18 protein-coding genes are annotated in these 25,152 nt (G+C 72.7%); 13 read left to right on the top strand and 5 right to left on the bottom strand.

The genetic code is table 11. The features are described from left to right. Positions 1-52: 52 nt before the first annotated feature. The 4 genes from ACZ4LX_RS16245 to ACZ4LX_RS16260 all read right to left on the bottom strand — a co-directional run bounded on the left by ACZ4LX_RS16245 (position 53) and on the right by ACZ4LX_RS16260 (position 4,053). Positions 53-973: a LysR substrate-binding domain-containing protein gene (locus tag ACZ4LX_RS16245; RefSeq protein WP_467644451.1), complete on the bottom strand. Its 921-nt coding sequence runs from the start codon at positions 971-973 to the stop codon at positions 53-55. Positions 974-1,129: 156 nt separating this feature from the next. Beyond that, positions 1,130-1,360: a hypothetical protein gene (locus ACZ4LX_RS16250; protein WP_467644454.1), complete on the bottom strand. Its 231-nt coding sequence runs from the start codon at positions 1,358-1,360 to the stop codon at positions 1,130-1,132. 20 nt (positions 1,361-1,380) lie between these two features. Further along, on the bottom strand, positions 1,381-3,756 hold the full coding sequence (malQ, locus tag ACZ4LX_RS16255; RefSeq protein ID WP_467644456.1) for a 4-alpha-glucanotransferase: 2,376 nt from the start codon (positions 3,754-3,756) through the stop codon (positions 1,381-1,383). Further along, on the bottom strand, positions 3,757-4,053 hold the full coding sequence (locus ACZ4LX_RS16260) for a hypothetical protein (protein WP_467644459.1): 297 nt from the start codon (positions 4,051-4,053) through the stop codon (positions 3,757-3,759). It lies immediately after the preceding gene. Between the two features lie 310 nt (positions 4,054-4,363). On the opposite strand from ACZ4LX_RS16260, the gene ACZ4LX_RS16265 reads away from it, so the two are divergent. Beyond that, positions 4,364-7,372, top strand: a complete 3,009-nt coding sequence (locus ACZ4LX_RS16265) for a beta-N-acetylglucosaminidase domain-containing protein (protein WP_467644462.1) — start codon at positions 4,364-4,366, stop codon at positions 7,370-7,372. 110 nt (positions 7,373-7,482) lie between these two features. Here ACZ4LX_RS16265 and ACZ4LX_RS16270 read toward each other — a convergent pair whose 3' ends face one another. Further along, positions 7,483-8,019 (bottom strand): HNH endonuclease, encoded by a 537-nt coding sequence (locus tag ACZ4LX_RS16270; RefSeq protein WP_018552807.1) that lies wholly within the window; start codon positions 8,017-8,019, stop codon positions 7,483-7,485. Positions 8,020-8,396: 377 nt separating this feature from the next. On the opposite strand from ACZ4LX_RS16270, the gene ACZ4LX_RS16275 reads away from it, so the two are divergent. From ACZ4LX_RS16275 to ACZ4LX_RS16330, 12 genes are all read left to right on the top strand, one after another. Then, positions 8,397-9,467, top strand: coding sequence for a mechanosensitive ion channel family protein (locus ACZ4LX_RS16275; protein ID WP_467644466.1), 1,071 nt, complete (start codon positions 8,397-8,399; stop codon positions 9,465-9,467). Between the two features lie 315 nt (positions 9,468-9,782). Next, positions 9,783-11,006, top strand: coding sequence for an ROK family transcriptional regulator (locus ACZ4LX_RS16280; protein ID WP_467644469.1), 1,224 nt, complete (start codon positions 9,783-9,785; stop codon positions 11,004-11,006). Positions 11,007-11,161: 155 nt separating this feature from the next. Next, positions 11,162-12,499 (top strand): ABC transporter substrate-binding protein, encoded by a 1,338-nt coding sequence (locus ACZ4LX_RS16285; protein WP_467644472.1) that lies wholly within the window; start codon positions 11,162-11,164, stop codon positions 12,497-12,499. A 10-nt stretch (positions 12,500-12,509) separates the two neighbouring features. Continuing rightward, the gene (locus tag ACZ4LX_RS16290) at positions 12,510-13,451 is read left to right on the top strand and encodes a carbohydrate ABC transporter permease (protein WP_467644475.1); all 942 of its coding nucleotides are present in this window, start codon (positions 12,510-12,512) and stop codon (positions 13,449-13,451) included. 1 nt (position 13,452) lies between these two features. Then, on the top strand, positions 13,453-14,355 hold the full coding sequence (locus ACZ4LX_RS16295) for a carbohydrate ABC transporter permease (RefSeq protein WP_467644477.1): 903 nt from the start codon (positions 13,453-13,455) through the stop codon (positions 14,353-14,355). A 3-nt stretch (positions 14,356-14,358) separates the two neighbouring features. Further along, a complete protein-coding gene (locus ACZ4LX_RS16300) occupies positions 14,359-15,624 on the top strand; it encodes a 6-phospho-beta-glucosidase (protein ID WP_467644479.1) in 1,266 nt (421 codons plus the stop codon). Continuing rightward, positions 15,615-16,589 carry an N-acetylglucosamine kinase gene (locus ACZ4LX_RS16305; RefSeq protein WP_467644482.1) on the top strand — a complete coding sequence of 325 codons (975 nt, stop codon included), beginning with the start codon at positions 15,615-15,617 and terminating at the stop codon, positions 16,587-16,589. Before ACZ4LX_RS16300 ends, ACZ4LX_RS16305 begins: the two co-directional genes overlap by 10 nt. Before the next feature lie 374 nt (positions 16,590-16,963). Continuing rightward, complete coding sequence (locus tag ACZ4LX_RS16310) at positions 16,964-18,364, top strand: hypothetical protein (protein WP_467644485.1); 1,401 nt, start codon at positions 16,964-16,966, stop codon at positions 18,362-18,364. Between the two features lie 11 nt (positions 18,365-18,375). Continuing rightward, on the top strand, positions 18,376-19,425 hold the full coding sequence (locus ACZ4LX_RS16315) for a glutamate ABC transporter substrate-binding protein (RefSeq protein WP_467644488.1): 1,050 nt from the start codon (positions 18,376-18,378) through the stop codon (positions 19,423-19,425). 100 nt (positions 19,426-19,525) lie between these two features. Further along, positions 19,526-20,857 carry a hypothetical protein gene (locus ACZ4LX_RS16320; protein WP_467644491.1) on the top strand — a complete coding sequence of 444 codons (1,332 nt, stop codon included), beginning with the start codon at positions 19,526-19,528 and terminating at the stop codon, positions 20,855-20,857. 94 nt (positions 20,858-20,951) lie between these two features. Continuing rightward, positions 20,952-23,729, top strand: a complete 2,778-nt coding sequence (locus ACZ4LX_RS16325) for a serine/threonine-protein kinase (protein WP_467644493.1) — start codon at positions 20,952-20,954, stop codon at positions 23,727-23,729. Beyond that, complete coding sequence (locus tag ACZ4LX_RS16330; protein ID WP_467644496.1) at positions 23,726-25,069, top strand: PP2C family protein-serine/threonine phosphatase; 1,344 nt, start codon at positions 23,726-23,728, stop codon at positions 25,067-25,069. The genes ACZ4LX_RS16325 and ACZ4LX_RS16330 overlap by 4 nt, the downstream gene beginning before the upstream one ends. Positions 25,070-25,152: the final 83 nt, after the last annotated feature.

Raw genomic sequence — 25,152 nt, forward strand, 5'->3', positions numbered from 1 at the left:
ACTGTCGTACGGCGAAAGCCATCAGGTCCATCGAAAGTTTCCGCATACATCGTTAAGTCCGACTGAACGGTTGCGCGGCCTCCCGCAGCGCCGCGAGCACCCGGGCCACCCCCGCCCCCCGCTCGGCGCCCCGCCGGACCGCGGCCACCACATGGCGGCGCGGCCGGTCGTCGCCGAGGGCCCGCATCACCACACCGTCCCGGCCCTGCCGCTCGGCCGACGCCATGCGCGGGACCAGCGCGACCCCCATGCCCGCCTCGACCATGGCGAGGATCGCCGTCCAGCCGGAGGCGCTGTGCGCCTGCTCCGGGACGAAACCCGCGGCCTCGCACGCGGCGGTGGTGATCTCGGACCAGGGCTCCGATCCGCCGAAGATCCACGGCTCGGCGGACAGATCGGCCAGCCGCAGTCCGGGCGCGGCGGCAAGCCGGTGGCCGGCCGGCAGCGCCACGTCCAGCGGGTCCGCGAGCAGCGGCAGCACGGCGAACCGGGGATCACGGGCGGTCGGGGCGTGCGCGGCCAGCGAGAGCGCCAGGTCCACCTCGCCGGCGGCGAGGAGTTCGTACGCCTGCGCCGCCTCGGCCTCCCGGACCCGCACCTCCGGCCCCGGACGGTCCCCGTCGCGCAGCGCCCGCACGGCGGGCACGACCAGGGCGGGTACGGCGGTGGCGAACGCGGCGATCCGCACCTCGCCCGCCTCGCCGCGCAGATAGCCGGTCAGTTCGGCGTCGGCGCGCTCCAGTTGGGCGAAGACCGCCTCGGCGTGGCGCAGCACCAGATGGGCGGCGTCGGTCAGACGGACACGCCGGCCCTGCGCCTCGGTCAGCGGTACACCGAGCTGCCTGGAGAGGTGGGAGAGCTGCTGGGAGACGGCCGACGGGGTCATCAGCAGCGCGTCGGCGGCCGCGGTGACGGTGCCCCGGTCGCGCAGGGCCCGCAGCACTCGGAGCTTCTTGACATCCCACTCGGTCATGGCCGCAACCTACCGGGCAGGCCCGGCTCCGCCCCGGGAACCGGGCTGGAGGCCGGGGCCGCTGGTTCCGGGCCCGGGTCCGGACACGCGAATGCGCCGCGCGGTACCGAGGTACCGGCGGCGCACCCGGGACGTTCCGGGGTGTCCCGAGAGGCTCTAGGCCTGCTTCTTGGACTTGTCGAGGACCATGACCAGGCCCGCGATGACCACGAACAGGGCGATGGGCGCCACGACGAACAGACCGATCGTGTCGAACACACTCAGGCCCGGACCCGGGTCGTCGCCGTCGTCGCGGGTGAGCGCGAGCGCGGGGGACGACATCAGCAGCATCATCAGCGTCGTTCCGGCAGCGACGGCGCCGGCGCGCATAGCGTTCTTCTTGTCCACGGTGCAAACGTAGCGAACGCCTACGAGCGACGCTCGCCCGGGGGTGCCGTACGGGTCCCCGGAAGCTCCTGGCGAGGTCTGAGGACGTCCATCAGCCGGTGCAGCCGGGGTGCGGCGGCGAGTTCCTCCAGGGTGACCGGGCGGCCCTCCGCGTCGGCGATGGGCAGCCGCCAGTTGGGGTACTGGTCCCAGGTGCCCGGCAGGTTCTGCGGGCGGCGGTCGCCGACGGTGTCGGGGAGCCAGACCCCGGCCATGCGGGCGGGGGTGCGCAGCAGGAAGCGGTGGACGGCGCGGACGGCGGCCTCCTCGTCGTCCCCGCCCTCGGGGAGCATGCCCAGGCGGGAGAGCAGACCGAGCCACTGCGCGGTGTCGGAGCCGTCCTCCGTGCGCTCCTCGTCCAGCGGGCGGGTGAGCAGGCCGAGGCGGTGGCGCAGCGTCACATGGTCGCCGGTCAGCCGGGCAGCGGTGGACGGCAGGTCGTGGGTGGTGGCGGTGGCCAGGCAGTCCGCGCGCCAGTCCTCGGGGGCGAGCGGACGGCCGGTGCCGGACCAGTCCCGCTCGAACCAGAGCACGGAGGTGCCGAGGACACCGCGCCGGGCGAGCGCCTCGCGGACGCCCGGCTCCACGGTGCCCAGGTCCTCCCCTATGACGACGGCCCCCGCGCGGTGGGCCTCAAGGACCAGGACGGCGAGCATCGCCTCCGCGTCCTGGCTGACGTAGGTGCCCTCGGTGGGCGGGCGCCCCTCGGGCACCCACCAGAGCCGGAACAGGCCCATGACGTGGTCGATGCGCAGAGCTCCCGCGTGGGCGAGGAGCCCGCGCAGCAGTTCCCGGTACGGGGCGTAGCCCGAGGCGGCGAGCGCGTCGGGTCTCCAGGGCGGCAGCCCCCAGTCCTGGCCGCGGGCGTTGAAGGCGTCCGGGGGCGCGCCTACGGACATGCCGTGCGCGAAGGCGTCCTGCTGGGCCCAGGTGTCGGCGCCGCCGGGGTGCACCCCCACGGCGAGGTCGTGGACGATCCCGACGGCCATCCCGGCGTCCTCGGCGGCGCGCTGGGCGGCGGCGAGCTGAGCGTCGGTCAGCCAGGCGAGCCGGCAGTGGAAGTCGACCCGGTCCAGCAGATCCGCGTGCGCGCGGGCGGTCCGCTTGGAGCGGGGGTCCCGCAGGCCGGCCGGCCAGGAGTGCCAGTCGGAGCCGTACACCTCGGCGAGGGCGCACCACAGGGCGTGGTCCTCCAATGCCTGTCCCTGCTCGGCGAGGAAGTCGCAGTAGGCGGCACGGCGGCCGGGCGTCAGGGGTACGGCGACGAGGATGTCGAGGGCCTGCCGCTTGAGCGCCCAGACGGCGTCCCGGTCGATCAGGGCGCCCTTGTTCAGCACGGCGTCGCTGAGCTCCTGGGCGCGGCGGCGCAGCTCGTCGAGGGCGGCCGGGTCGGGGGCGTGCCCGTACTCCGGGACGGACTCGATGCGCAGGTGCACGGGGTCGGGGAACCGCCGCGAGGACGGGCGGTAGGGCGAGGGGTCGGTGGGGCTCCCCGGGACCGCGGCGTGCAACGGGTTGACCTGGACGAAGCCGACCCCGAGGGCGCGTCCGGACCAGGAGGCCAGATCGGCGAGGTCGCCGAGGTCGCCCATGCCCCAGGAGCGGGCGGAGAGCAGGGAGTACAGCTGGACGAGGAAGCCGTGGCTGCGCCCGGTCGGCTGCGGGACCCGGGCCGGGGCGACCACCAGCGTGCAGGTCTCGGCGGGGGCACCCGGCGCCCGGACGGTCAGCCGGTGCACCCCCAGCGGCGGCTCGGCCCACCAGCCGGGCGTGGCACCGGTCGAGGGCGAGGCCTCGTGCGTCGGGGACGCGGCACCGGCCGACGGCGGAGCCTCATGCGTGGAGGGCGCGGCAACCGGCAGCGGGGTCTCGTGTGCCGGGGACATCACAGGCATCGAGGGCGCCGAGGACAGCGCAGGCGTCAAGGCCGTCGCGGGCACCGCGGGCGTCGCGGCCCGGACTGCGTCACGGACGGCATCCCGGACGGCGCTCGGGCCGGCACCCGGGACGGAAACGGCCGGAACCGTACCCCCGGCAGTGACGCGCATCGGGGGCGGCGGGGCCGGCGCGGGCTCCTCCGGACGGACCGTCAGCACCGTGCCGGGCGGCAGCGCGGTCAGGGCCGGCGGCAGCGGGTCCCCGGTCCACACCACCAGCGTGGCCGGGAGCAGCCGGGAGCCGGCCGCGGACTCGGTGGCGGCGAGCGCCTCCCGTACCGCTTCCGGCGTGGCGGCGTCGACACCGAGCGCGGCGAGCACCGCGACGACCGTGGCCTCGGGGACGGGCACCGTGACGTCGGCGGACGGGGAGAAGGAGGTGGCGACGCCGTGCAGTGCGGCGAGCCGGGACAAGCCCATTCAGACTCCTGGGGACTCCATGCCCCGAGCGCTGCCGGAAAAAGCCGGCTCGCTGGTCAGCGGGGCGAGGACGGCGAGCGGGGGTTCGCTGGTCAGAGGTGTGGCATCGGCGAGCGGGGGCTCGCTGGTCAGGGGTATGGCGTCGGTCAGCGGCGCTTCGCTGGTGAGCGGGCCGGAGCCGGGAACGGTGGCCGGGCACGCGCTGATCAGCGGGGCGGAAACCGGCATCTGTTCGGTCGGGGCACCCGGTACCTGCGGGGTCAGGGCGGAGAGCAGAAGCTGCGCGGCGGCGGGCATGGTGGCCTCCTGGCCGTGGGGAACAGGACACAGCAGGCCTACCCAGCGGACGCGGCCGCAGACGTAGGCGTTATGACAACGAGTTCAACGTGCTCCGGGTCACAATCCGTTCCCCGAAGGCCGGTTGCCCGCAAGACGTCCTCCGATTTCGGCCATTCGGCGTCGTCTTTCGCGTGTACCGGTGACCTTCGCGCGCCGTTCACACCGTCTGCCATTTCTGGCATTCCGCCCAGAGCGACCCTGCGCATTGACACCCTCGCGCGCGGGTGGTGGGCTCGGGGGCCCACCGGTGGAAGCGAGGGAGCCAGGCATGCAGCTCAGGCGCAGGAAGCACGCGACGGCCGTCGCCGTGGCCGTGCTCGGCGGGCTGCTCTCCGCGGGAGCGCCGGCCGCCGTCGCCGCCCCCTCGGCACCCGGTACCCCCGCCGTCACCCACCCGGACCGCACCGACGACGCCGCGCCGCCCGCCGTGTGGCCGCGGCCGCAGAGCATCAAGGCATCCGGGACCCCGGTACCGCTCTCCACCGAGGCCACCCTGGTCGCCGGCGAAGGAGCCGACCCGTACGCGGTCGAAGCTCTCCGCACGGTGCTGCGTGACGCGGGTGTGCGGACCGTCCACACGTCACTGCCCGGCGGCGGGCCCGTCATCCGGTTCGGCGGGGACGGCGCCCTGGACGCGCTGCGCACCCTGCGCGCGCCCGAACGCGGCGACCTCCCGTCCGGCGGCTACCGGATCGCGGTCGGCCGGGTCGCGGACCGGGACACCGTCGCCGTGGACGGCATCGGCGACGACGGCCTGTTCCACGCGGTCCAGACACTGCGTCAGCTGACCGGAGACGGCCGCATCGCCGGCGTCACCGTCCGGGACTGGCCGGCCGGCGCCGTACGCGGGATGACGGAAGGTTTCTACGGACAGCCCTGGTCCCAGGAGGAACGGCTCTCCCAGCTCGGCTTCATGGGGCGCACCAAGCAGAACCGGTATCTCTACGCGGCCGGTGACGACCCGTACCGGCAGGACCGCTGGCGCGATCCCTACCCCGCCGAGCGCCGTGCCGAATTCCGCGCGCTGGCCGAACGGGCCGCCGCCGAGCATGTGACGCTCGGCTGGGCCGTGGCTCCGGGCCAGTCCATGTGCCTGTCCTCCGACCGTGACGTGAAGGCGCTGACGAAGAAGATCGACGCCATGTGGGCGCTGGGCGTGCGGGTCTTCCAGGTGCAGTTCCAGGACGTCAGCTACAGCGAGTGGCACTGCTCGGCCGACGCCGGCACCTTCGGCAGCGGCCCGGAGGCCGCGGCCAGGGCGCAGGCCCGTGTCGTGAGCGAGGTGGCGCGGCATCTCGCGGACCGCCACCCGGGCTCGGAACCGCTGTCGATGATGCCGACGGAGTACTACCAGGACGGGGCGACGGAGTACCGCACCGCGCTCGCCCGGGAGCTCGACGAGCGGGTGCAGGTCGCGTGGACCGGCGTCGGGGTCGTGCCGAGGACCATCACCGGCGGTGAACTGGCGGGTGCGCGGACGGCGTTCCGCCATCCGCTGGTCACGATGGACAACTACCCGGTCAACGACTACGCGCAGGACCGGATCTTCCTGGGCCCCTACACCGGCCGGGACCCGGCGGTCGCCACGGGCTCGGCGGCGCTGCTGGCCAATGCGATGGAGCAGCCGTCCGCGTCCCGGGTCGCGCTGTTCACCGCCGCCGACTTCGCCTGGAACCCGAAGGCGTACCAGCCGCAGGAGTCCTGGCAGGCGGCCGTGGACGATCTCGCGGGCGACGACGCCCGCAGCAGGGACGCGCTGCGCGCGCTGGCGGGCAACAGCGCGGGGTCCGTGCTGGGCGGCGACGAATCGGCTTATCTGCGGCCCCTGTTCGCGGCGTTCTGGAAGTCGCGTACGGGTGACGGCGCCCCGGCGCGCGACGAGGCGGCGCGCCGTCTGCGGGCCGCTTTCACGGTGATGCGCGAGACCCCGCAGCGGCTGGCCGGAGCGGCCGGCGGGCGGCTGGACGACGAAGTGCGTCCGTGGAGTGAGCAGTTGGCCCGTTACGGCAGAGCCGGTGAGCTGGCCGTCGATCTGCTCCAGGCACAGGCGCGCGACGACGGGGCGGCCGCCTGGGAGGCCTCGCTGGCCCTGGAACCGGCTCTCAAGGCCGTGAAGACGGGCGGCGCGACGGTCGGCAAGGGCGTGCTCGGCCCGTTCCTCGACCGGGTGCGTGAGGAGTCCGGGGCGTGGACCGGCTCGGACCGCGACAGCGGCACGGTGGCCGAGGCCCCGGGCAGCTATACGGTGCGGTTCGCCCGGGTCCGTCCGCTGGAGGCGGTCACCGCGATGACGGTGCCCGGCGACGACACGACGGTGTCGGGGGCGACGGTCCAGGCCCATGTGCCCGGCGAGGGCTGGCGCAGCCTCGGCACCCTGTCGGCGCGGGGCTGGACCCAGTCGTCGGGCCAGGGTGTACGGGCCGACGCGGTCCGGATCAGCTGGCCGACCGCCACCCCGGCGGTCATCGGGGCGCCGCCCCTGATCATCCCCCCGCTGGCGGGCGCCGCCCCGTCCGCGGGGACGGCCCCCCGGGTGCGCTCGCTCGTCCCGTGGTTCGGCGACGAGCCCGCCGCCCGGCTCGACCTCGCACGCGGGGAGACGGACGCCGAGATCGGCGGGAAGCCGCTGCGGGTCGAGGCAAGGCTCTCCGCGCGCCGCCCGGCCGAGGTGCGCGGCGCGCTCACGGCGAAGGCGCCGAAGGGCATCGAGGTGCGGGTGCCGAAGCAGACGACCGTGCCGCGCGGTTCCCGTACCGGGGTCCCGGTGGAGATCACCGTCCCCGCGGGCACGCCCGCCGGTGAGTACGAGGTTCCGTTCGCCTTCGGCACCGAGGAGACCACGCTGACCGTGCGGGCCTTCCCCCGTACGGCCGGCCCCGATCTGCTGCGTACCGCCACCGCCTCCTCGTCCGGCGACGAGACCGAGGACTTCCCGGCGGCCGCGGCATCGGACGGCGACCCGGAGACCCGCTGGTCCTCACCGGCCGAGGACGGCGCCTGGTGGCAGGCCGAGCTGCCGGCCCCGGCCCGGATCGGCCAGGTGGTGCTGGACTGGCAGGACGCGTACGCCTCCCGCTACCGCGTACAGGTCTCCGCGGACGGCCGCACCTGGCGCACGGCGGCCACCGTGCGGGGCGGCCAGGGCGGGCACGAGTCGGTCCGGATGGACGCGAAGGACACCCGCTTCATCCGGATCCAGGGCGACGGGCGGGCCACCGAGTACGGCTACTCGCTCTGGTCGGTCCAGGCGTACGCGGTGGCCGGCCAGGACGACTGACGCACCCCGGGTCGCACATCCGGGTGCCGCGTCCCGTCCAGGTCCGTCCGCGCGGGGGCGCGCATCCGGTCCCGGGGCCCGCGCCCCGGGACCGCCCGCGCCCGGTGTGCTCAGGCCGAGATGCCGTCGATCCGGGCCATCGCGTCGTCCGCGCCGAACGGCTGGAGGTAGGGCAGCCAGCGCGGGTCGCGGTGTCCCGTGCCGATGATCCGCCAGGCCAGGCCGGTCGGCGGGGCGGGCTGCTGGTGCAGCCGCCAGCCGAGCTCGGGCAGATGGCGGTCGGCCTTGACGTGGTTGCAGCGGCGGCAGGCGGCCACCACGTTGTCCCAGGCGTGCTGCCCGCCCCGGCTGCGCGGAATGACGTGGTCGACGCTGGTCGCGGCGGCGCCGCAGTACATGCAGCGCCCTCCGTCCCTGGCGAAGAGCGCGCGGCGGGTCAGCGGGACCGGACCCCGGTAGGGGACGCGCACGAACCGCTTCAGGCGGACGACGCTGGGGGCCGGGACGGCACGGGTGGCACTGTGCATGAAGGCGCCGGACTCTTCGAGGCAGATGGCCTTGTTCTCGAGGACGAGGACGAGTGCGCGGCGGAGCGGTACGACACCGAGTGGCTCGTACGACGCGTTGAGAACCAGGACATGCGGCACGTGGACGCCTCCTTGTACGCCGGCGGCGCGTGGCTCGCGCCGGGACGATCCGCTCTCAGTCTCCCCTCCTGCCTGGTCGGAGCGCCACCACGTGGGGGTAACGGGCCGGAGGGATTTTCCTCACGGGCCGTACCGCCCGGACGACGGAACGCGTGCGGAACAGGCTCTTCGGGGGCCCGCCCGCCTCGGTCGCGCCCGGTGTGCGATCGGCCACAGAACGCCCGCGCGGCACCGTTTCCGCCGCTCTCGCCGGACGAGTCCCCCACCTCGTGCGTATCCCGGGTGAAACGCGTCTCTCCCCTCGATCACGGCAACGGAGCATTCCGGATGCCCCGTTAGTGTGGTTGTTCAGCGCTCGCCCAATCGGAGGTTCTGCCGTGTCCCTGTCCGCCCTGTTGGCCGCAGCCCCGTCGCCCGAGCCCGGTGGCTCGCTGGACGAAGCCGCGAAGCAGGCCGGCAACGCCGCGAGCTGGGTGGAGGAGAACTGGTCCACCTGGCTGAACACCGGTCTGCGGATCGTGCTCATCGCCGCCATCGCGATCGCGTTGCGCATCGCCGTCCGCCGGACCCTGACCAAGCTCATCGAGCGCATGAACCGCAGCGCCCAGGCGGTGGAGGGCACCGCGCTCGGCGGTCTGCTGGTCAACGCGGAACGGCGCAGACAGCGGTCGGAGGCGATCGGATCCGTACTCCGTTCGGTGGCCTCCTTCCTGATCCTCGGCACTGCCGCCCTGATGATCCTGGGCGCGTTCGAGATCAACCTGGCCCCGCTGCTGGCCTCCGCGGGGGTCGCCGGGGTGGCACTCGGTTTCGGCGCGCGCAACCTGGTCACCGACTTCCTGTCCGGTGTCTTCATGATCCTTGAGGACCAGTACGGCGTCGGCGACACCATCGACGCGGGCGTCGCCTCGGGCGAGGTCATCGAGGTCGGCCTGCGGGTCACCAAGCTGCGCGGCGACAACGGCGAGATCTGGTACGTCCGCAACGGCGAGGTGAAGCGGATCGGCAACCTCAGCCAGGGCTGGTCCACCGCGGGCGTCGACGTACAGGTACGGCCCACGGAGGACCTCGGCCGGATCCGTACGGTCATCGACGGAGCCGCCCAGCTGATGGCCAAGGACGACCCCTGGACCGAGCGTCTGTGGGGCCCGGTGGAGATCCTGGGCCTGGACAGCGTGCTGCTGGACTCGATGACGATCCGGGTGACCGCGAAGACGATGCCGGGCAAGGCCCTGGGGGTGGAGCGCGAGCTGCGCTGGCGCATCAAGAACGCCCTGGACGAGGCGGGCATCCAGATGATCGGTGGCGTCCCGGCCCAGCCGGACGAGCCCTCGGCAGCCGACCCCACGGCCGCGATGGCCGCTCCCTCGGCCTACGCCTCGACCACCTCGCCCCAGTCCCTGGCGGCGACGCCGATACCTCCCGCGTCGCCGAACATCTCGAAGTAGCGGCCGTAGGGGTCACGACACGTGTGAGGGGCACCCCGTGAGGTCCGCGGGGTGCCCCTCACACGTGTCGTGCGCGTGTCCGGCCCGCGCCGGGTTCCGGACAACTCGGTCCACCGGAACTCCCCTTGGGCACGCACCGCCCCGTGGCGCCCGGGGGACGGCCCACCGGCCTCCGTGCCTCCGTGCCTCCGCCCGCCCGGCCAGGTAACACTTTGGTTGCCACCGCGGCGCAGACCATTGACGCCCTGGTGACACGCGCCCTAACGTCCTCTCACCGAATAGGAAACTTTCCTAACAGAGGCAGGTGCAGTGACCATGGCCGGAACCACGCCGGGTACCCCCCGCGTTCTGCGCGCCATGAACGACCGCGCCGCGCTCGATCTGCTGCTGGAGCACGGCCCCCTGTCGCGGACGCGGATCGGGAAGCTGACCGGGCTCTCCAAGCCCACCGCCTCCCAGCTGCTGGCCCGGCTGGAGGCCGCCGGGCTGGTCGTCGCCACCGGGACCGCGGCCGGACGGCCGGGACCCAACGCCCAGCTGTACGCCGTCAACGCCTCGGCCGCCCATGTCGCGGGGCTCGATGTGAACGCCCAGCGGATCGTCGCCGCCGTCGCCGATGTGACGGGCGAGACCGTCGGGGAGTTCGAGCTGCGGACCCCCGGACGGCGCGCCGACAGTGTGGTGCGCCAGGTGGCGGACGCGCTGGACGGGGCGGTCAAGGAGGCCGGGCTGACCCGGTCCCAGGTGCACCGCGTCGTCATCGGTACGCCGGGCGCGTTCGATCCGGGCACGGGCCGGCTGCGGTACGCCTCGCACCTGCCCGGCTGGCACTCCCCCACCCTGCTGGACGAACTGGCGGCCTTCCTGCCGATGCCGGTGGAGTACGAGAACGACGTGAACCTCGTCGCGGTGGCCGAACAGCGGCTCGGCGCGGCGCGGGGCCACGAGGACTTCATGCTGCTGTGGAACGAGGAGGGGCTCGGCGCCGCCCTCGTCATCAACGGCCGGCTCCACCGGGGCTTCACCGGCGGCGCCGGCGAGGTCGGCTTCCTGCCGGTGCCGGGCGCCCCGCTGGTCCGCCAGGTCACCAGGGCCAACGCGGGCGGCTTCCAGGAGCTGGCGGGCGCCCAGGTGCTCGCCCGGCTGGCCCGTGACCTCGGGATCGACGACGAGGCCCTGCGCGGCCCCGGCACCCATCACGAGATCGCGGCCGGGCTGGTGGGCCGGGCGGCCGCCGCCGAGGAGCGGGGCGAGGACGGACCGTACGGCCGGCTCCTCGACCTGTTCGCCACCGGCCTGGCCACCGGCCTCGCCTCCATGGTCGCCGTTCTGGACCCCGAGGTCATCGTGCTGTCCGGTGAGCTGATCTCGCGCGGCGGGGAACCGCTGCGCGGCCGGGTGGCGGCCGAACTCGCCGAGCTGGCGGCGTCCCGGCCGAGGCTGATCGCCGGTGAGGTCACCCGCCGGCCCGTACTGCGCGGCGCGCTGGAGAGCGCGCTCGCCACCACCCGCGACGAAGTGTTCGACACCTCCCGCTGAACCGCCTCTCCCCGACCCGCCGCCCCGCTTCCTCCTGACCCGTCTTCTTCCCGACGCGCCTCCTTCTGCCCCGTTCCTCCTGACCCGTTCTTCATCACCCCCGCTTCCCCGCGCCTCTCCTTCCCCGCCCCAACCCTTCATCGGGAGACACCACCATGTCCGGAAACCGCCGGAAGCCGGCCGTCGCGCTCGCCGCGACCGCCGCGATCGTCCTGTTCGCCTCCGCCTGTACCGGGCAGAGCAGTTCCGGTGCCAGTGATGACGCGTCCAAGGACACGACCCTCACCTTCTGGCACGGCTGGAGTGCCCCGGGCGAGGTCAAGGGCATCCAGGCCACCGTCGACGCCTTCGAGAAGGCGCACCCCAACATCCATGTGAAGGTCGTCGGCAACATGACCGACGACAAGATCAACCAGGCGCTGCGCGCGGGAGGTTCCAAGGCGCCGGACGTCGTCTCGTCGTTCACCACGAACAACGTCGGCAAGTTCTGCGCGTCGAAGGCCTTCGTCGACCTCAACCCGTTCCTGAAGAAGGACGGGATCGACGCGGACGCGACCTTCCCGAAGGCGATGAACGAGTACACGCAGTTCGACGGCGTGCGCTGCACCGTGCCGCTGCTGGGCGACGCGTACGGCCTCTACTACAACAAGGACGCGTTCAAGGCGGCCGGCATCACCGGCCCGCCGAAGACCTGGACCGAGTTCGCCGCCGACGCCAAGCTGCTGACGAAGACCAAGGGCGACTCGTACGAGCAGCTGGGCTTCATGCCGAACTACCACGGCTACGAGTCGACGACCGAGCACTACCTCGGCAGCTGGAACCCGACGTACTTCGACGCGGACGGCAAGTCGAACATCGCCAAGGACCCGGCGTTCGCCGCGATGCTCACCAGCCAGAAGAAGCTGGTCGACTCGCTCGGCGGGTACGAGAAACTGGAGAAGTTCCGCACCGGCTTCGGTGACGAGTGGGGGGCCAAGCACCCCTTCCACACCGGCCAGGTGGCCATGCAGATGGACGGCGAGTGGCGCCTGGGCATGGCCGAGGAGACCAAGCCGGGGTTCGAGATCGGCGTCGCCCCGATGCCCGTCGCGGACGACGAGGCGGACACCTACGGCAAGGGCTATCTGATCGGCACCATCGCCGGTATCGCCGCCACCTCCGAGAAGCAGAACGCCGCCTGGGAGCTGGTGAAGTTCATGACGACCGACACCGACGCGGTCGTGGACTTCGCCAACGCCATCCACAACGTGCCGTCCACGCTGGCCGCGCTCAAGTCGCCGAAGCTGAAGTACGACCCGCGCTTCAAGACCTTCCTGGACATCGCGGCGAACCCGCACTCCACCACCACTCCGCCGTCGGTGAACGGCGGCGCGTACCTGGTGTCGCTCCAGAACCTCGCCTTCGAGGTCGAGAAGGGCACCCAGAAGGACATCGGCGCGGGGCTGGAGAAGACCGCGAAGGAAATCGACGCGGCGATCGACCAGGCGAAGTAGAGCGGACGCGATGAGCACGTACACACTCCGTTCGAAGCGCCGCCGCTCGGCGCTTCGGACGGCGGCCTTCATGTCGCCGTGGCTGATCGGGTTCTGCGTCTTCTTCGCCTACCCGCTGATCTCCACGCTCTACTTCTCCTTCACCAGCTACGACGGTTTCACCGCACCCGAGTTCAGCGGGCTGAAGAACTGGTCGTACGTCTTCGACGACTACCCGCTGTTCTGGCCCGCCCTGCGCAACACGCTCTGGCTGGTCCTGGTCATGGTCACCTGCCGGGTGGTCTTCGGGCTCGGCGTCGGCCTGCTGATCACCAGGATCAAGACGGGTGCCGGAGTCTTCCGGACGCTGTTCTACCTGCCGTACCTGGCCCCGCCGGTCGCCGCCACGCTCGGCTTCGTCTTCCTGCTCAACCCGGGCACGGGGCCGGTCAACTCGATCCTCGGCGACCTCGGGATGGGCACACCCGGCTGGTTCACCGACGCCACCTGGTCCAAGCCCGCGCTGACCGCGCTCGCGGTGTGGGGGGTGGGCGACCTGATGGTGATCTTCATGGCCGCGCTCCTCGACGTACCGAAGGAGCAGTACGAGGCGGCGGAGCTGGACGGGGCGGGTCCCTGCCAGCGGTTCCGTTTCGTCACGCTGCCGAACATCTCGCCGATCATCATGTTCGCCGTGGTCACCGGCATCATCCAGACGATGCAGTACTACACCCAGCCCCTGGTGGCCGGGAAGGTCGCCTCGGGTGTCATGGGCGGCTCGGGGCAGCAGTTCGAGCCGGGATATCCCGACAAGTCGACACTCACGCTCCCGCAGCTGGTCTACAACCTCGGTTTCCAGCGCTTCGACTACGGCTCCGCCTGTGTGGTCGCGCTCGTCCTCTTCGTCCTCGCCATGGCGTTCACCGCACTGCTGATGCGGCGCCGCAGCGGACTGATCCAGGCAGGTGAGTGACGTGACGCAGGTTCTCGACACCCCGAAGGCCGCCGGTCCGGTGAGTGACCCCGTCACCCCGGCCGAGCGCGTGGCACGCCGCAAGGCGCTGCTGCACTGGATCGGGGTGCACTCGCTGGGCGTCGCGGCCGCGCTCTTCTTCGTGCTGCCGTTCGTCTTCCTCCTCCTCACCTCGCTGATGAGCGACCAGCAGGCGCTGACCCGTGATCTGTGGCCGCGCCCCTTCGCATGGGGCAACTACAAGGAGGTGTTCGACACCCCGGGCTTTCTGACCTGGTGGCGGAACACCCTGCTGTACGCGGGCCTGGGCACCGTCCTCACGGTGGTGTCCTCGCTGCCCGTGGCGTACGCGCTCGCCAAGTTCCGCTTCCGCGGCCGGCATCTGTCGCTGATGCTCGTCATCTCGATGATGATGCTGCCGCCGCAGGTCGTCGTCATCCCGATGTACCTGTTCTGGGCCAAGCAGCTGGACATGTCCGGCACACTCTGGCCGCTGATCATCCCGATGGCCTTCGGCGACGCGTTCTCCATCTTCCTGCTGCGGCAGTTCCTGCTGACCATCCCGAACGAGTACCTGGACGCGGCGAAGGTCGACGGCTGCGGCGAGTTCCGCACCCTGCTGCGCGTCGTGATCCCGATGGCCAGGCCGGGCATCGCCGCCGTCGCCCTCTTCCAGTTCTTCTACGCCTGGAACGACTACTTCGGCCCGCAGATCTACGCCTCCGAGAACCCGGGCGCCTGGACGCTGAGTTACGGACTGGAGTCCTTCAAGGGCGCACACCACACCGACTGGAACCTGACCATGGCCGCGACCGTTCTGGTCATGGCCCCTGTGATCGTCGTCTTCTTCTTCGCACAGAAGGCATTTGTCGAGGGCGTCACACTGACCGGAGTAAAGGGCTGATTCATGAAGCTCGCAGTAGTGGGTGGCGGATCCACCTACACACCTGAACTGATCGACGGTTTCGCGCGGCTGCGGGACACCCTGCCGGTCGAGGAGCTCGTGCTCGTCGACCCGGACGCCGGGCGGCTCGAACTCGTCGGCGGGCTCGCCCGGCGGATCTTCGCCAGGCAGGGCCACCCGGGGAGGATCGTCACCACCTCGGACATCGACGCGGGCGTCGCCGACGCCGACGCGGTCCTGCTCCAGCTGCGCGTGGGCGGCCAGGCCGCCCGCAACCAGGACGAGACCTGGCCGCTGGAGTGCGGCTGCGTCGGCCAGGAGACCACCGGGGCCGGCGGCCTCGCCAAGGCCCTGCGCACCGTCCCCGTCGTCCTGGACATCGCCGAGCGCGTCCGGCGCACCAACCCGGACGCCTGGATCATCGACTTCACCAACCCGGTGGGCATCGTCACCCGGGCGCTGCTCCGGGCCGGGCACAAGGCCGTCGGCCTGTGCAACGTGGCGATCGGCTTCCAGCGCAAGTTCGCCCGGCTGCTGGAGGTGACCCCTGGCGAGGTGCACCTGGACCACGTCGGGCTGAACCACCTGAGCTGGGAGCTCGGGGTGCGTCTCGGCGGCCCCGAGGGCGAGGACGTACTGCCCCGGCTGCTCGCCGGGCACGGCGACGCGATCGCCGACGACCTGCGCATGCCGCGCGCGGTCGTGGACCGGCTCGGCGTCGTCCCCTCGTACTACCTGCGTTACTTCTACGCGCACGACGAGGTCGTGCGGGAGCTCGGCACCAAGCCCTCGCGGGCGGCCGAGGTCGCCGCGATGGAGAAGGAACTGCTCGCCATGTACGGCGATCCGGCACTGGACGAGAAGCCCGCGCTGCTCGCCAAGCGCGGTGGCGCCTTCTACTCGGAGGCGGCCGTGGACCTGGCGGCCTCGCTGCTCGGCGGCGGGGGCTCCGCGGTGCAGGTGGTCAACACCTCCAACAGGGGGACGCTTCCGTTCCTGCCGGACGACGCGGTGATCGAGGTGCAGGCGAGGGTCGACGGGACGGGCGCGACACCGCTCGCCGTGCCGGAGCTGGACCCGCTGTACGCCGGTCTGATCGCCAACGTGACGGCCTACGAGGACCTGGCGCTCCAGGCCGCGCTCCGCGGCGGCCGCGACCGGGTGTTCAGGGCGCTGCTCGCCCATCCCCTGATCGGCCAGTTCGAGTACGCCGAGGCGCTCACCGACAAGCTGATCGCGCACAACCGGGAGCACCTGGCGTGGGCGTGAACGGATCGGTCCTCGCGATAGACGCGGGGAACAGCAAGACCGATGTGGCACTCATCGGTGAGGACGGCAGTGTGCTGTCCACGGCCCGCGGCGGCGGCTTCCAGCCTCCTGTGGTCGGTACGGACACGGCCGTGGACGTACTCGGCGCCGCGGTGGACCGGGTGCTGGCCTCGGCCGGTGCGGGTGCCGGGCCCGTCGCCCATGTGTCGGCGTGTCTGGCCAACGCCGATCTTCCGGTCGAGGAGGCGCAGTTGGGCGAGGCCCTGCGCGCCCGCGGCTGGGGTCGCACGGTGGAGGTGCGCAACGACACCTTCGCGATACTGCGCGCCGGGGCGGACGAGCCGCGCGGGGTGGCCGTCGTGTGCGGTGCGGGGATCAACTGTGTCGGCATGGTGCCGGACGGGCGGACCGCCCGCTTCCCCGCGATCGGCCGGATCTCCGGTGACTGGGGCGGCGGTTCGGGGCTCTCCGAGGAGGCGATGTGGTTCGCCGCGCGCGCCGAGGACGGCCGCGGCGAGCCGACCGAGCTGGCCCGTACGCTCCCCGCGCACTTCGGGCTCGGGTCGATGTACGCGCTGATCGAGGCGCTGCATCTGGGCCGGATCGAGTCCGGGCGGCGGCACGAGCTGTCGCCGGTGCTGTTCGCGACAGCCGCGGCCGGCGACGCGGTGGCGCGCGGGCTGGTGGACCGGCTGGCGGAAGAGGTGGTGGCGCTGTCCTCGGTCGCGCTGTCCCGGCTGGGCCTGCTCGACGAGGCGGCACCGGTGCTGCTGGGCGGCAGCGTGCTGGCCGCCCGGCACCCGCAGTTGGACGAACGGATCGCCGAACTCCTCGCCGTGCGCGCCCCCAAGGCGGTGGTGCGGGTGGTGCGGGAGTCCCCGGTGCTGGGTGCCGGACTGCTGGGCCTGGACCACACGGGAGCGGCGCCGGAGGTGCACGCCAGGCTGCGGGCCCAGTACGTCTGACGGACTGCCGCACCGGCGGATGTCGGAGGCGTCCCGTAGCCTTCGGGGTACGGGGCGTCTTCCGCGTACGGGAACCGATCGGCTGCCCAGGACGTGTTCCTGGTCGGGGGATCGGTCCGCTTCGGGGGAATGCGCAGGGGGATCGCTTCGGTATTGCTCAGGGGATTGCGCCGCCGTTCGCCTTGATCGACGGCGCGGACCTTGATCGAATGCTGTGTGACCGCGGCCGATCGCAGTCGGCCGTTTCAGGACCGGGGCAGAATCCGGGCGTTCGTCATGTGGACACCGGTACCTGCGGCCATACTTCTGGCCGGGTACCAGTCCCCCGATCGGCCGGGGGTCGGGCCACCGTCAGTGACCGAGGGGGAGGTCAAGTGACACACCCGCCGAATGTACGCCCGGCGCCGCAGCGAGCGCCGGAGCAGCGGCCTGCGTCGGCGGCCGCGCCCGCGCCGCCGCCGCACAGCGTCCGGGCCGTGGTGGCCGAGCGGCTGCGTGCCGCGGCGACCACCGAGCCTGGCCGGCTCCAGATCATCGGAGCCGTGCTGGCGCTGCTCGTCGTCGCGTTCGGGGCGGTGACGGCCTTCGAGATCAACGACCGCGCGGCGGCCGCGAACGACGTGGTGGAACGCAGCCAGCCGCTCAGCGCGGACGCGGCGGCCATCTACCGCTCGCTGGCCGATGCGGACGCGGCGGCCGCGAGCGGCTTCCTGGCCGGACCGCAGGAGCCTCGTGAGGTCCACGACCGGTATGTGACGGACATCGACGACGCCTCCCGGCTGCTGGTGAAGGCCGCCGCCAACACCGACGCGTCGACGACGTCCGGCCGTGAGATCACCACGCTCAACAAGGAACTCCCCCGCTACACCGGGCTGATCGAGCGCGCCCGCGCAAGCAACCGGCAGGGGCTGCCGCTGGGCGGCGCCTACCTCCGGTACGCGAACCAGAAGATGGCCACCGAGCTGCTGCCGGCCGCCGAGCGGCTCTACGTGTCGGAGACGGACCGGCTCGACCAGGACTACCGGTCCGCCCGGACCTGGCCATTCCTCTCCCTCGGGCTCGGAGTCGTCGCGCTGGCCGTGCTGTTCTGGGCGCAGCGGCGCAATTACCGCAGGACGAACCGGGTGTTCAACCACGGTCTGCTCGCGGCGACCGCGGCGGCGACCGTGGTGCTGCTGTGGCTGGCGGTGGGGCACACGGTGGCCCGGTCCGATCTGGCCCAGGCGAACACGCACGGGCAGCAGTCCCTCGACGTGCTCAACCGGGCGCGCATCGACTCGCTCAAGGCGCGCTCCAGCGAGAACCTCACCGTGGTCGCCCGCGGTGCGGTGCTCACCGCGGACGGCAGGAACGACAAGTACGAGACCGACTACGGCACCGCCATGAAGGCGCTCGGCGAAGAGCTGAGCAAGGCCGCGAAGCTCGCCGAGGACACCCACGACACCGAGGGCGGCAAGCCCGTGGCGGACGCCGTCTCGGCCGTCACCGAGTGGCAGGGCCGCCACCGGACCGCCCGCAGGACGGACGACAGCGGCGACTACGACACCGCGCTGGAGCAGATCATCGGGGCGCGTAACTCGACGGGGCAGTCCTTCAGCCAGGTGGACGACGCGCTGCGCAAGGCGCTCGCCCACGAGCAGAGTGACTTCACCCGGGCCGCCAAGGACGGGCGCGGGGCCCTGGGCGGGCTGCCGGTCGGCGCCGCGGCCCTCGCGGTGCTGGGCGCGGTGGCGGCGATCGTCGGCGTCAACCGCAGGCTCTCGGAGTTCCGGTGACAGGGGGAGCGATGACAGCGAAGGACCCGAGGACGGGTCGCGGGGGACGGCTGCGCGGCTGGGGCGGGGTGACCGCCATGGCCGCGGCCTGCGCGGTGACGGCGGCGCTGACCCTGCTGCCGCTGTCCCACGGCGGTCCGGGCGCCTTCGGCGCGGAGTGGACGGGGACCGGGACGGCCCACGCCGTTCAGACGCGGGCGGACGACTGCACGGACCCGGAGGCCAGCCTGCGGCCCGGGCTGCAGGACGGCGACGCGATCAAGCGGATCAAGGAGCGCGGCAAGCTGATCGCCGGCGTCGACCAGAACAGCTTCCAGTGGGGCTTCCGCAACCCGGAGTCCGGCAACCTCGAAGGCTTCGACATCGATCTGGTGCGGGCCATCGCCGAGGACATCCTCGGCAGCGCGGACAAGGTGATCTTCCGGGCGATCCCCACCAACCAGCGCATCGCGGCGCTGGAGAACGACAAGGTCGACGTCGTCGTCCGGACGATGACGATCAACTGCGCGCGACTGGACCAGGTGTCGTTCTCCACGGCCTACTTCCAGGCCGGTCAGCAGGTCCTCGCACCGAAGACGGACCCGCAGGAGAGCGGCGCGATCACCGGCTTCAACTCCTCGCTGGCCGGCAAGCGGGTCTGCACCGCCGAGGGCTCCACCGCGTACGAGGCGCTGGAGAAGGAGTCGTTCGGCTCCGTGTTCAAGGACAAGGGCGACGGCACCGCGGCCGACGACGACAAGCTCACCGTCCCCAACCAGCTGGACTGCCTGGTGCGGCTCCAGCTGGGTGAGGTCGACGCGATCGTCACGGACAACGCCCTCGCGGCCGGCCAGGCCGCGCAGGACCCCGCCGTGGAGCTCAAGGGCGATCCCTTCACCACCGAGTACTACGGCGTGGCCACGAAGAAGGGCGCCGACGACCTGGTGTCCCGCGTCAACAAGGTGCTGGTCGACTTCCGCGCCGGCGGTGCGGACAGCCCGTGGATGCAGTCGTACCGGAAGTGGCTGCGGGACGGGCTGCCCGGAGTGTCGGCGCCGCCGGCACCCAAGTACCGGAACTAGGACCTGGTTCCCGGCCGGCGAGCAACCCACGACCGGCCGGCGGTCGACAGCACTGACCCTGCCGGGCCCCCGCCCGGCAGGAGGAGCGGAGAGGTGATCGATGGGCGTCGCGGGCCCCTTCCCCAGCTACGCGGCCCGGCCCCCCGGCCCGGTCATGGACCGGGACGAGGCCGACCGTGCGCTGGCCCGGCTCGGTGCGGAGCACGAGGCGATCGAGACCTCGCTCCTCGCCCTGCAGGACCACGCCGGGCGCCGGCTGCTGGAGGGCGCCGACCTCACCGGTGTCACCAAGGAGCGCTGGAGCACCACCGAGCAGTCGATCACGCTGCTGTGGACCTATTTCGACGCGTACGCGGGAGCGCTGAACCGGGCACGCGAGGTGCGGGCCAGGCGGCGTCAGCCCAACCGCGAGGACCTGGTGGCCCTCACCGAGCTGCTGCGCGGCCAGGGGGTCACGGTGGCGCACGCCGCCGCCCACGATCCGTCGGTCAGCGGCCCGGCCCGGCTCTCGCAGCGCTTCACGCTGGAGGAGCTGGTCCAGCGGATGAACGAGCTGTACGCCCGCTCGCTCGACATGGTCGTGGCCTCCGACTCCGTGTGGTCGGCGATGCCCGCCCGGATAGATCTGCTCGCCGCCGAACTACGCCGCACCCACTCACTGGCGCACTCGGTCGGCGTACGGCCCGGGGAGCACCCGGCGGGCGACGACCTGGAGTCGATCGTCCAGGAGCTGACCACCCTGCGGGTGCAGGTGATCTCCGATCCGCTGGCGTTCTGGCTTCCGGGGCCCGGCAGTTCGGCGCCGGGCGGCGGCCGCCCGGACACCACGCGCTACGACCGGGCCGCACGGGGACTGGACGAGGTGCGGCGGGAGGTCGAGGCGGTGCTCGCGGTCCGGCAGGACGCCGAGCAGCGCCTCGTCCAGCTGCGCGATGTCCTGTCCCGGGCCGACCGCACCCTGGCCGAGGCGCGGTCGGCGCGCGGTGAGGTGCTGGCGAAGATCGCCGCGTCCGAGGTGCCCGCGGTCAGCGGTCCGCCGACCGTGCTCCAGGAGCGGCTCGCCGCTGCGTCGGAGTACCGCAGGCACGCCCAGTGGCACCGGCTCTCTCCGCTTCTGGAGTCCCTGGAGCAGCAGGCGGGCGAGGAGTTGCTGCGGGCCCGGGAGCAGCTGACGGCGGTCACGGCGCCGCTGGCCGTCCGGGCGGAGCTGCGTGGCCGGCTGGACGCGTACAAGGCGAAGGTGGCCCGGCACGGCCTGGCGGAGGACCCGGTCCTGATCGAGCGCTACGACGCGGCGCGCCGGATGCTGTGGAGCGCGCCGTGCGATCTGCGGGTCGCCGCGCTGGCGGTGCAGCGCTATCAGGACGCGGCGCTGGACATGCTGGCCGGGCGGGGTCCGTCGGGTCCCGAGGACCGGCGGGGGCGCCCATGAAAGGCCTGCGGATGACGGGGCACGGGGTGTGCGGGACGGGTAGTGACGGAGCATCGGGGCCGCCGCGGCGGCGGGGCGAACAGGGGGAATGACCATGAGTACGCAGTGCCAGCGCCCCGCGTGCGAGGGCAGTTACGAGGACATGGGCGGGGGTGAGCTGTACTGCGACACCTGCGGTCTCGCACCCGTCGTCTCGCCGACCGGGATGGTGAGTTCGCCGCCCACCGGCATCGCGGGGGGTGGCCGGAGCAGCAGGAGCAGCAACAGCTCCTCGACGCGGAGCGGTTCGCAGGCCTCGTCGAGGGCGTCCTCGCGCTCTTCGTCGCGTTCGTCGACCTCGCGGCGTTCGGTGTCGGGGCGGCTGTCGCGCGCACTGTCGGGGGGCGCGACCTCGCGGTCCGTCTCGGTGCGTTCGTCGGCCAGGTCGACCGGCGCGTCGGGCCGCAGCCGGCTGGGCGCCGGACTGGTGCAGGTACCGGACGTGCCGCGCCCCGATCCGCGTACCGCGGTGATGGAGAACCCGGAGGTGCCCGAACGCAAGCGGTTCTGCTCGCGTTCGGACTGCGGGGCGCCGGTGGGCCGGGCCAGGGGCCAGCGGCCGGGGCGTACGGAGGGGTTCTGCACCAAGTGCGGCCATCCGTACTCCTTCGTGCCCAAGCTCCAGGGCGGCGACATCGTCCACGGGCAGTACGAGGTCGCGGGCTGTCTGGCGCACGGCGGGCTCGGCTGGGTCTACCTCGCGGTGGACCGCGCGGTGTCCGACCGGTGGGTGGTGCTCAAGGGTCTCCTCGACACCGGTGACCAGGACGCCATGGCGGCGGCCATCTCGGAGCGCCGGTTCCTCGCCGAGATCGAGCACTCCAACATCGTCCGGATCTACAACTTTGTCGAGCATCTGGACCAGCGGACCGGGTCCCTGGACGGCTACATCGTCATGGAGTACGTCGGCGGCAAGGCGCTCAAGGAGATCGCCAACGAACGGCGCACCCCGTCCGGCAAGCGGGATCCGCTGCCGGTCGAGCAGGCGTGCGCGTTCGGCATCGAGGCCCTGGAGGCGCTGGGGCATCTGCACAGCCGCAACCTGCTGTACTGCGACTTCAAGGTCGACAACGCGATCCAGACCGAGGACCAGCTGAAGCTGATCGACATGGGCGCGGTCCGCAGGATGGACGACGAGGAGTCGGCCATCTACGGCACGGTGGGGTACCAGGCACCGGAGGTCGCGGAGGCCGGACCGTCGGTGGCCTCCGACCTGTACACGGTCGCGCGGACGCTCGCGGTGCTCACCTTCGACTTCCAGGGGTACACGAACGTCTTCGTGGACTCGCTGCCGGACCCGGACAACATCGAGGTGTTCCGGACCTACGAGTCGTTCTACCGGCTGCTGGTGCGGGCGACCGATCCCGATCCGGCGAGGCGTTTCGCCTCCGCCCCGGAGATGGCGGAGCAACTGACGGGAGTGCTGCGCGAGGTGGTGTCGCTCCAGACGGGGCGCCCGCGCCCGGCTCTGTCGACGCTGTTCGGTGCGGAACTGCGGGTCACCGACACGGAGCTCTTCAGCGCTCGGACCGGTGAGGTCTCGCGCCTGGGCGCCAGGTCGCCGGAGCCGGGCCGCTCCGGGCTCTTCGGGCGGCGCAGGGCCCCCGCGGCGCCGCCCGTGTCCCCGCCGGCCGCGGTGGCGCCGCCCGGCGGTGTGCCGGGCGCCCTGCCCGCAGGCCGGCCTCCCGGGTTCGCCGAGGGGGCCGGGCCGGTGCCCTCCGCCGCCACGCATGTGAGCGGCGGTGCCCCGGGCGGCGGGGGGAGCGGCTCCCCGCTCCCGTACGCGCGGCCGCAGGCCGTCATCCCGGCCCCCCGGGTCCCGGTGGCGGATCCCGGCTCCGTGCCGGGCCCGTCCCGAGGGAGCGGCCCCCGGCTGGCCGGGCTCGATGTGCGCGGCACCTCACTCGCGCTGCCGGTCCCCCGCGTCGACGCGAACGACCCCAACGCGGGTTTCCTGGCCGGGGTGATGGCGTCGGCGCCCGCCGAACTGATCGCCGCGCTGCAGGCCGTGCCGGCCGCCTCGCTGGAGACACGGCTGCGCGAGCTGCGGGCCGCCCTGGAGATGAACGACCTCGGCGGCGCGACGGAGACCCTGGCCGCGCTGGAGGCGCGGCACGCGGACGACTGGCGGGTGGTCTGGTACCGGGGGCTCACCTCGCTGGTGTCCGGTGACAAGGAGAACGCGGCGCTGTCCTTCGACGCGGTCTACGACGCGTTTCCCGGGGAGCCCGCGCCGAAACTGGCCCTCGGCATCTGCGCGGAGGTCCTGGGCCAGCTGGACAACGCCGCGGAGTACTACCGGCTGGTGTGGATGACCGACCCGAGCTTCGTGAGTGCGGCGTTCGGTCTGGCCCGGGTGCAGATCGCGGCCGGGGACCGGAGCGGTGCCGTCAGGACGCTGGAGTCGGTGCCGGAGGCGTCGATCCACTTCACGGCGGCCCGGGTCGCCGCGGTCCGTGCCCGGCTGCGCGAACGGTCCCCGGACGAGCCGCTGATCACCGACCTGATGGCGGCGTCCGCCCAGGTGTCGGGACTGGCCGGGCTCGGGCTGGACGCGGTGCGCCGCGAGCAGCTGTCGACCGAGGTGCTGGGCACGGCACTCGACTGGGTACTCTCCGGTAGTCCCGCGGCCCACCCCTCGGACCCGAAGTCCGCCCCGCACGCCGGGGCGCAGGGACCGAAGACGCTGCTCGGCAGTGAGCTGGACGAGCGGGGCCTGCGTTTCGGGCTGGAGCGCTCGTACCGAATGCTCGCCCGGCTCGCGGAGCCCGGTGCCGAGAGGATCGAACTGGTGGAGCGGGCAAACCGTTTCCGCCCCCGAACGTGGGTGTGAACATGTCGCAGAACCACCAGGAGACCGCCTTGTCGAGGTGTACCGGCTGCGAGGAGCCGCTGGAGCCGGGTGACCTGTTCTGCGGTGCGTGCGGGTACGACCTGTCGGCCGTGCCCGAGCCGCCGCAGGACAGTCCGACGATCGCCATCACCGTCCCGGCCGGGGAGTCCTCGCCGGGTGGCGGCTTCGGTCCGGCCCCCGGGGCCCCCGCGCCTGCCCCCGGGCGGGTGCCCGGCTCCGCGCCGGGCGCGGAGCGTCCGGTCCCGCCGCCGCCCGTCGGGGGCGCCGCGCCGGGGGCACGTTCCGGCGGCCCCGTCGCGTCGGGTGACTTCGAGCTGGCCGCGCCCTCGCCCGTGGGGGCGGCGCCCGATCCCCGTACCTCCCCCGACCCGGCGCCGGCCGCGCCGGCCGGCACCAAGGTGTGTGTGGCCTGCCGGGCCGGCCGGGTCGACCACGACGGCTACTGCGAGAACTGCGGCCACGCCCAGCCGCGTGAGCGCGACCACATGGAGCAGGAGCTGGGGTCGGTCGCCGCCGTCAGCGACCGCGGGCTGCGCCATCACCGCAACGAGGACTCCTTCGCGGTGTCGACGACCGCGTTGCCGGACGGCTCCCCGGCCGTCGTCGCGATCGTCTGCGACGGGGTGTCGTCGGCCAGCCGGCCCGACGAGGCCTCGGCCGCCGCCGCGCACGCCGCCAACGAGACGCTGCTGGAGTCACTGCCTCGTGGCACGCATCCGCAGCAGGCGATGCACGAGGCGATCGTCGCCGCCGGCGCGTCGGTCAACCGGCTGGCGCAGGAGCCCGGTCAGGGGCAGGAGCAGGATCCGCACCGCCACCAGAACGCCCCGGCGTGCACCCTGGTCGGCGCGATCATGGCGAACGGCCTGCTGGTCGTCGGCTGGGTCGGTGACAGCCGCGTGTACTGGGTGCCCCAGGACCGGAGCGGTCCGCCGGCCCGGCTCACCGAGGACGACTCCTGGGCCGCGCAGATGGTCGCGGCAGGCCTGATGAACGAGGCGGAGGCGTACGCGGACGAGCGCGCCCACGCCATCACCGGCTGGCTCGGTGCGGACTCCTACGAACTGGAGCCGCACACCGCGTCGTTCAAGCCGGACCGGCCGGGACTCGTGGTGGTCTGCACGGACGGTCTGTGGAACTACGCGGAGTCCGCGGCCGACATGGCCGCGGCGGTGCCCGAGGACGCGTACGAACGGCCGCTGCACGGAGCCCAGGTGCTGGTCGGTCACGCCCTGGACGGCGGGGGCCACGACAACGTAACAGTGGCGCTGGTGCCGTTCGCCGTGGCACCGCACGGGGCAGGATCCGCCAGCAGGTGAGTCGCTTTCCGTCCGCCCCTCGCACCTCCGATGCCTTTGTCCGTCACTCTGTCTTCATCTGACACGTGGAGCCTCAAGGAGCC

Source organism: Streptomyces sp. NPDC026062 (assembly GCF_055568375.1).

Excerpts from the sequence above, each read along its gene's own strand:
- ACZ4LX_RS16245 (WP_467644451.1), bottom strand. The coding sequence starts at position 973 with ATGACCGAGTGGGATGTCAAGAAGCTCCGAGTGCTGCGGGCCCTGCGC.
- malQ (WP_467644456.1), bottom strand. The coding sequence starts at position 3,756 with ATGGGCTTGTCCCGGCTCGCCGCACTGCACGGCGTCGCCACCTCCTTC.
- ACZ4LX_RS16260 (WP_467644459.1), bottom strand. The coding sequence starts at position 4,053 with ATGCCCGCCGCCGCGCAGCTTCTGCTCTCCGCCCTGACCCCGCAGGTA.
- ACZ4LX_RS16265 (WP_467644462.1), top strand. The coding sequence starts at position 4,364 with ATGCAGCTCAGGCGCAGGAAGCACGCGACGGCCGTCGCCGTGGCCGTG.
- ACZ4LX_RS16280 (WP_467644469.1), top strand. The coding sequence starts at position 9,783 with ATGGCCGGAACCACGCCGGGTACCCCCCGCGTTCTGCGCGCCATGAAC.
- ACZ4LX_RS16285 (WP_467644472.1), top strand. The coding sequence starts at position 11,162 with ATGTCCGGAAACCGCCGGAAGCCGGCCGTCGCGCTCGCCGCGACCGCC.
- ACZ4LX_RS16290 (WP_467644475.1), top strand. The coding sequence starts at position 12,510 with ATGAGCACGTACACACTCCGTTCGAAGCGCCGCCGCTCGGCGCTTCGG.
- ACZ4LX_RS16300 (WP_467644479.1), top strand. The coding sequence starts at position 14,359 with ATGAAGCTCGCAGTAGTGGGTGGCGGATCCACCTACACACCTGAACTG.
- ACZ4LX_RS16315 (WP_467644488.1), top strand. The coding sequence starts at position 18,376 with ATGACAGCGAAGGACCCGAGGACGGGTCGCGGGGGACGGCTGCGCGGC.
- ACZ4LX_RS16320 (WP_467644491.1), top strand. The coding sequence starts at position 19,526 with ATGGGCGTCGCGGGCCCCTTCCCCAGCTACGCGGCCCGGCCCCCCGGC.
- ACZ4LX_RS16325 (WP_467644493.1), top strand. The coding sequence starts at position 20,952 with ATGAGTACGCAGTGCCAGCGCCCCGCGTGCGAGGGCAGTTACGAGGAC.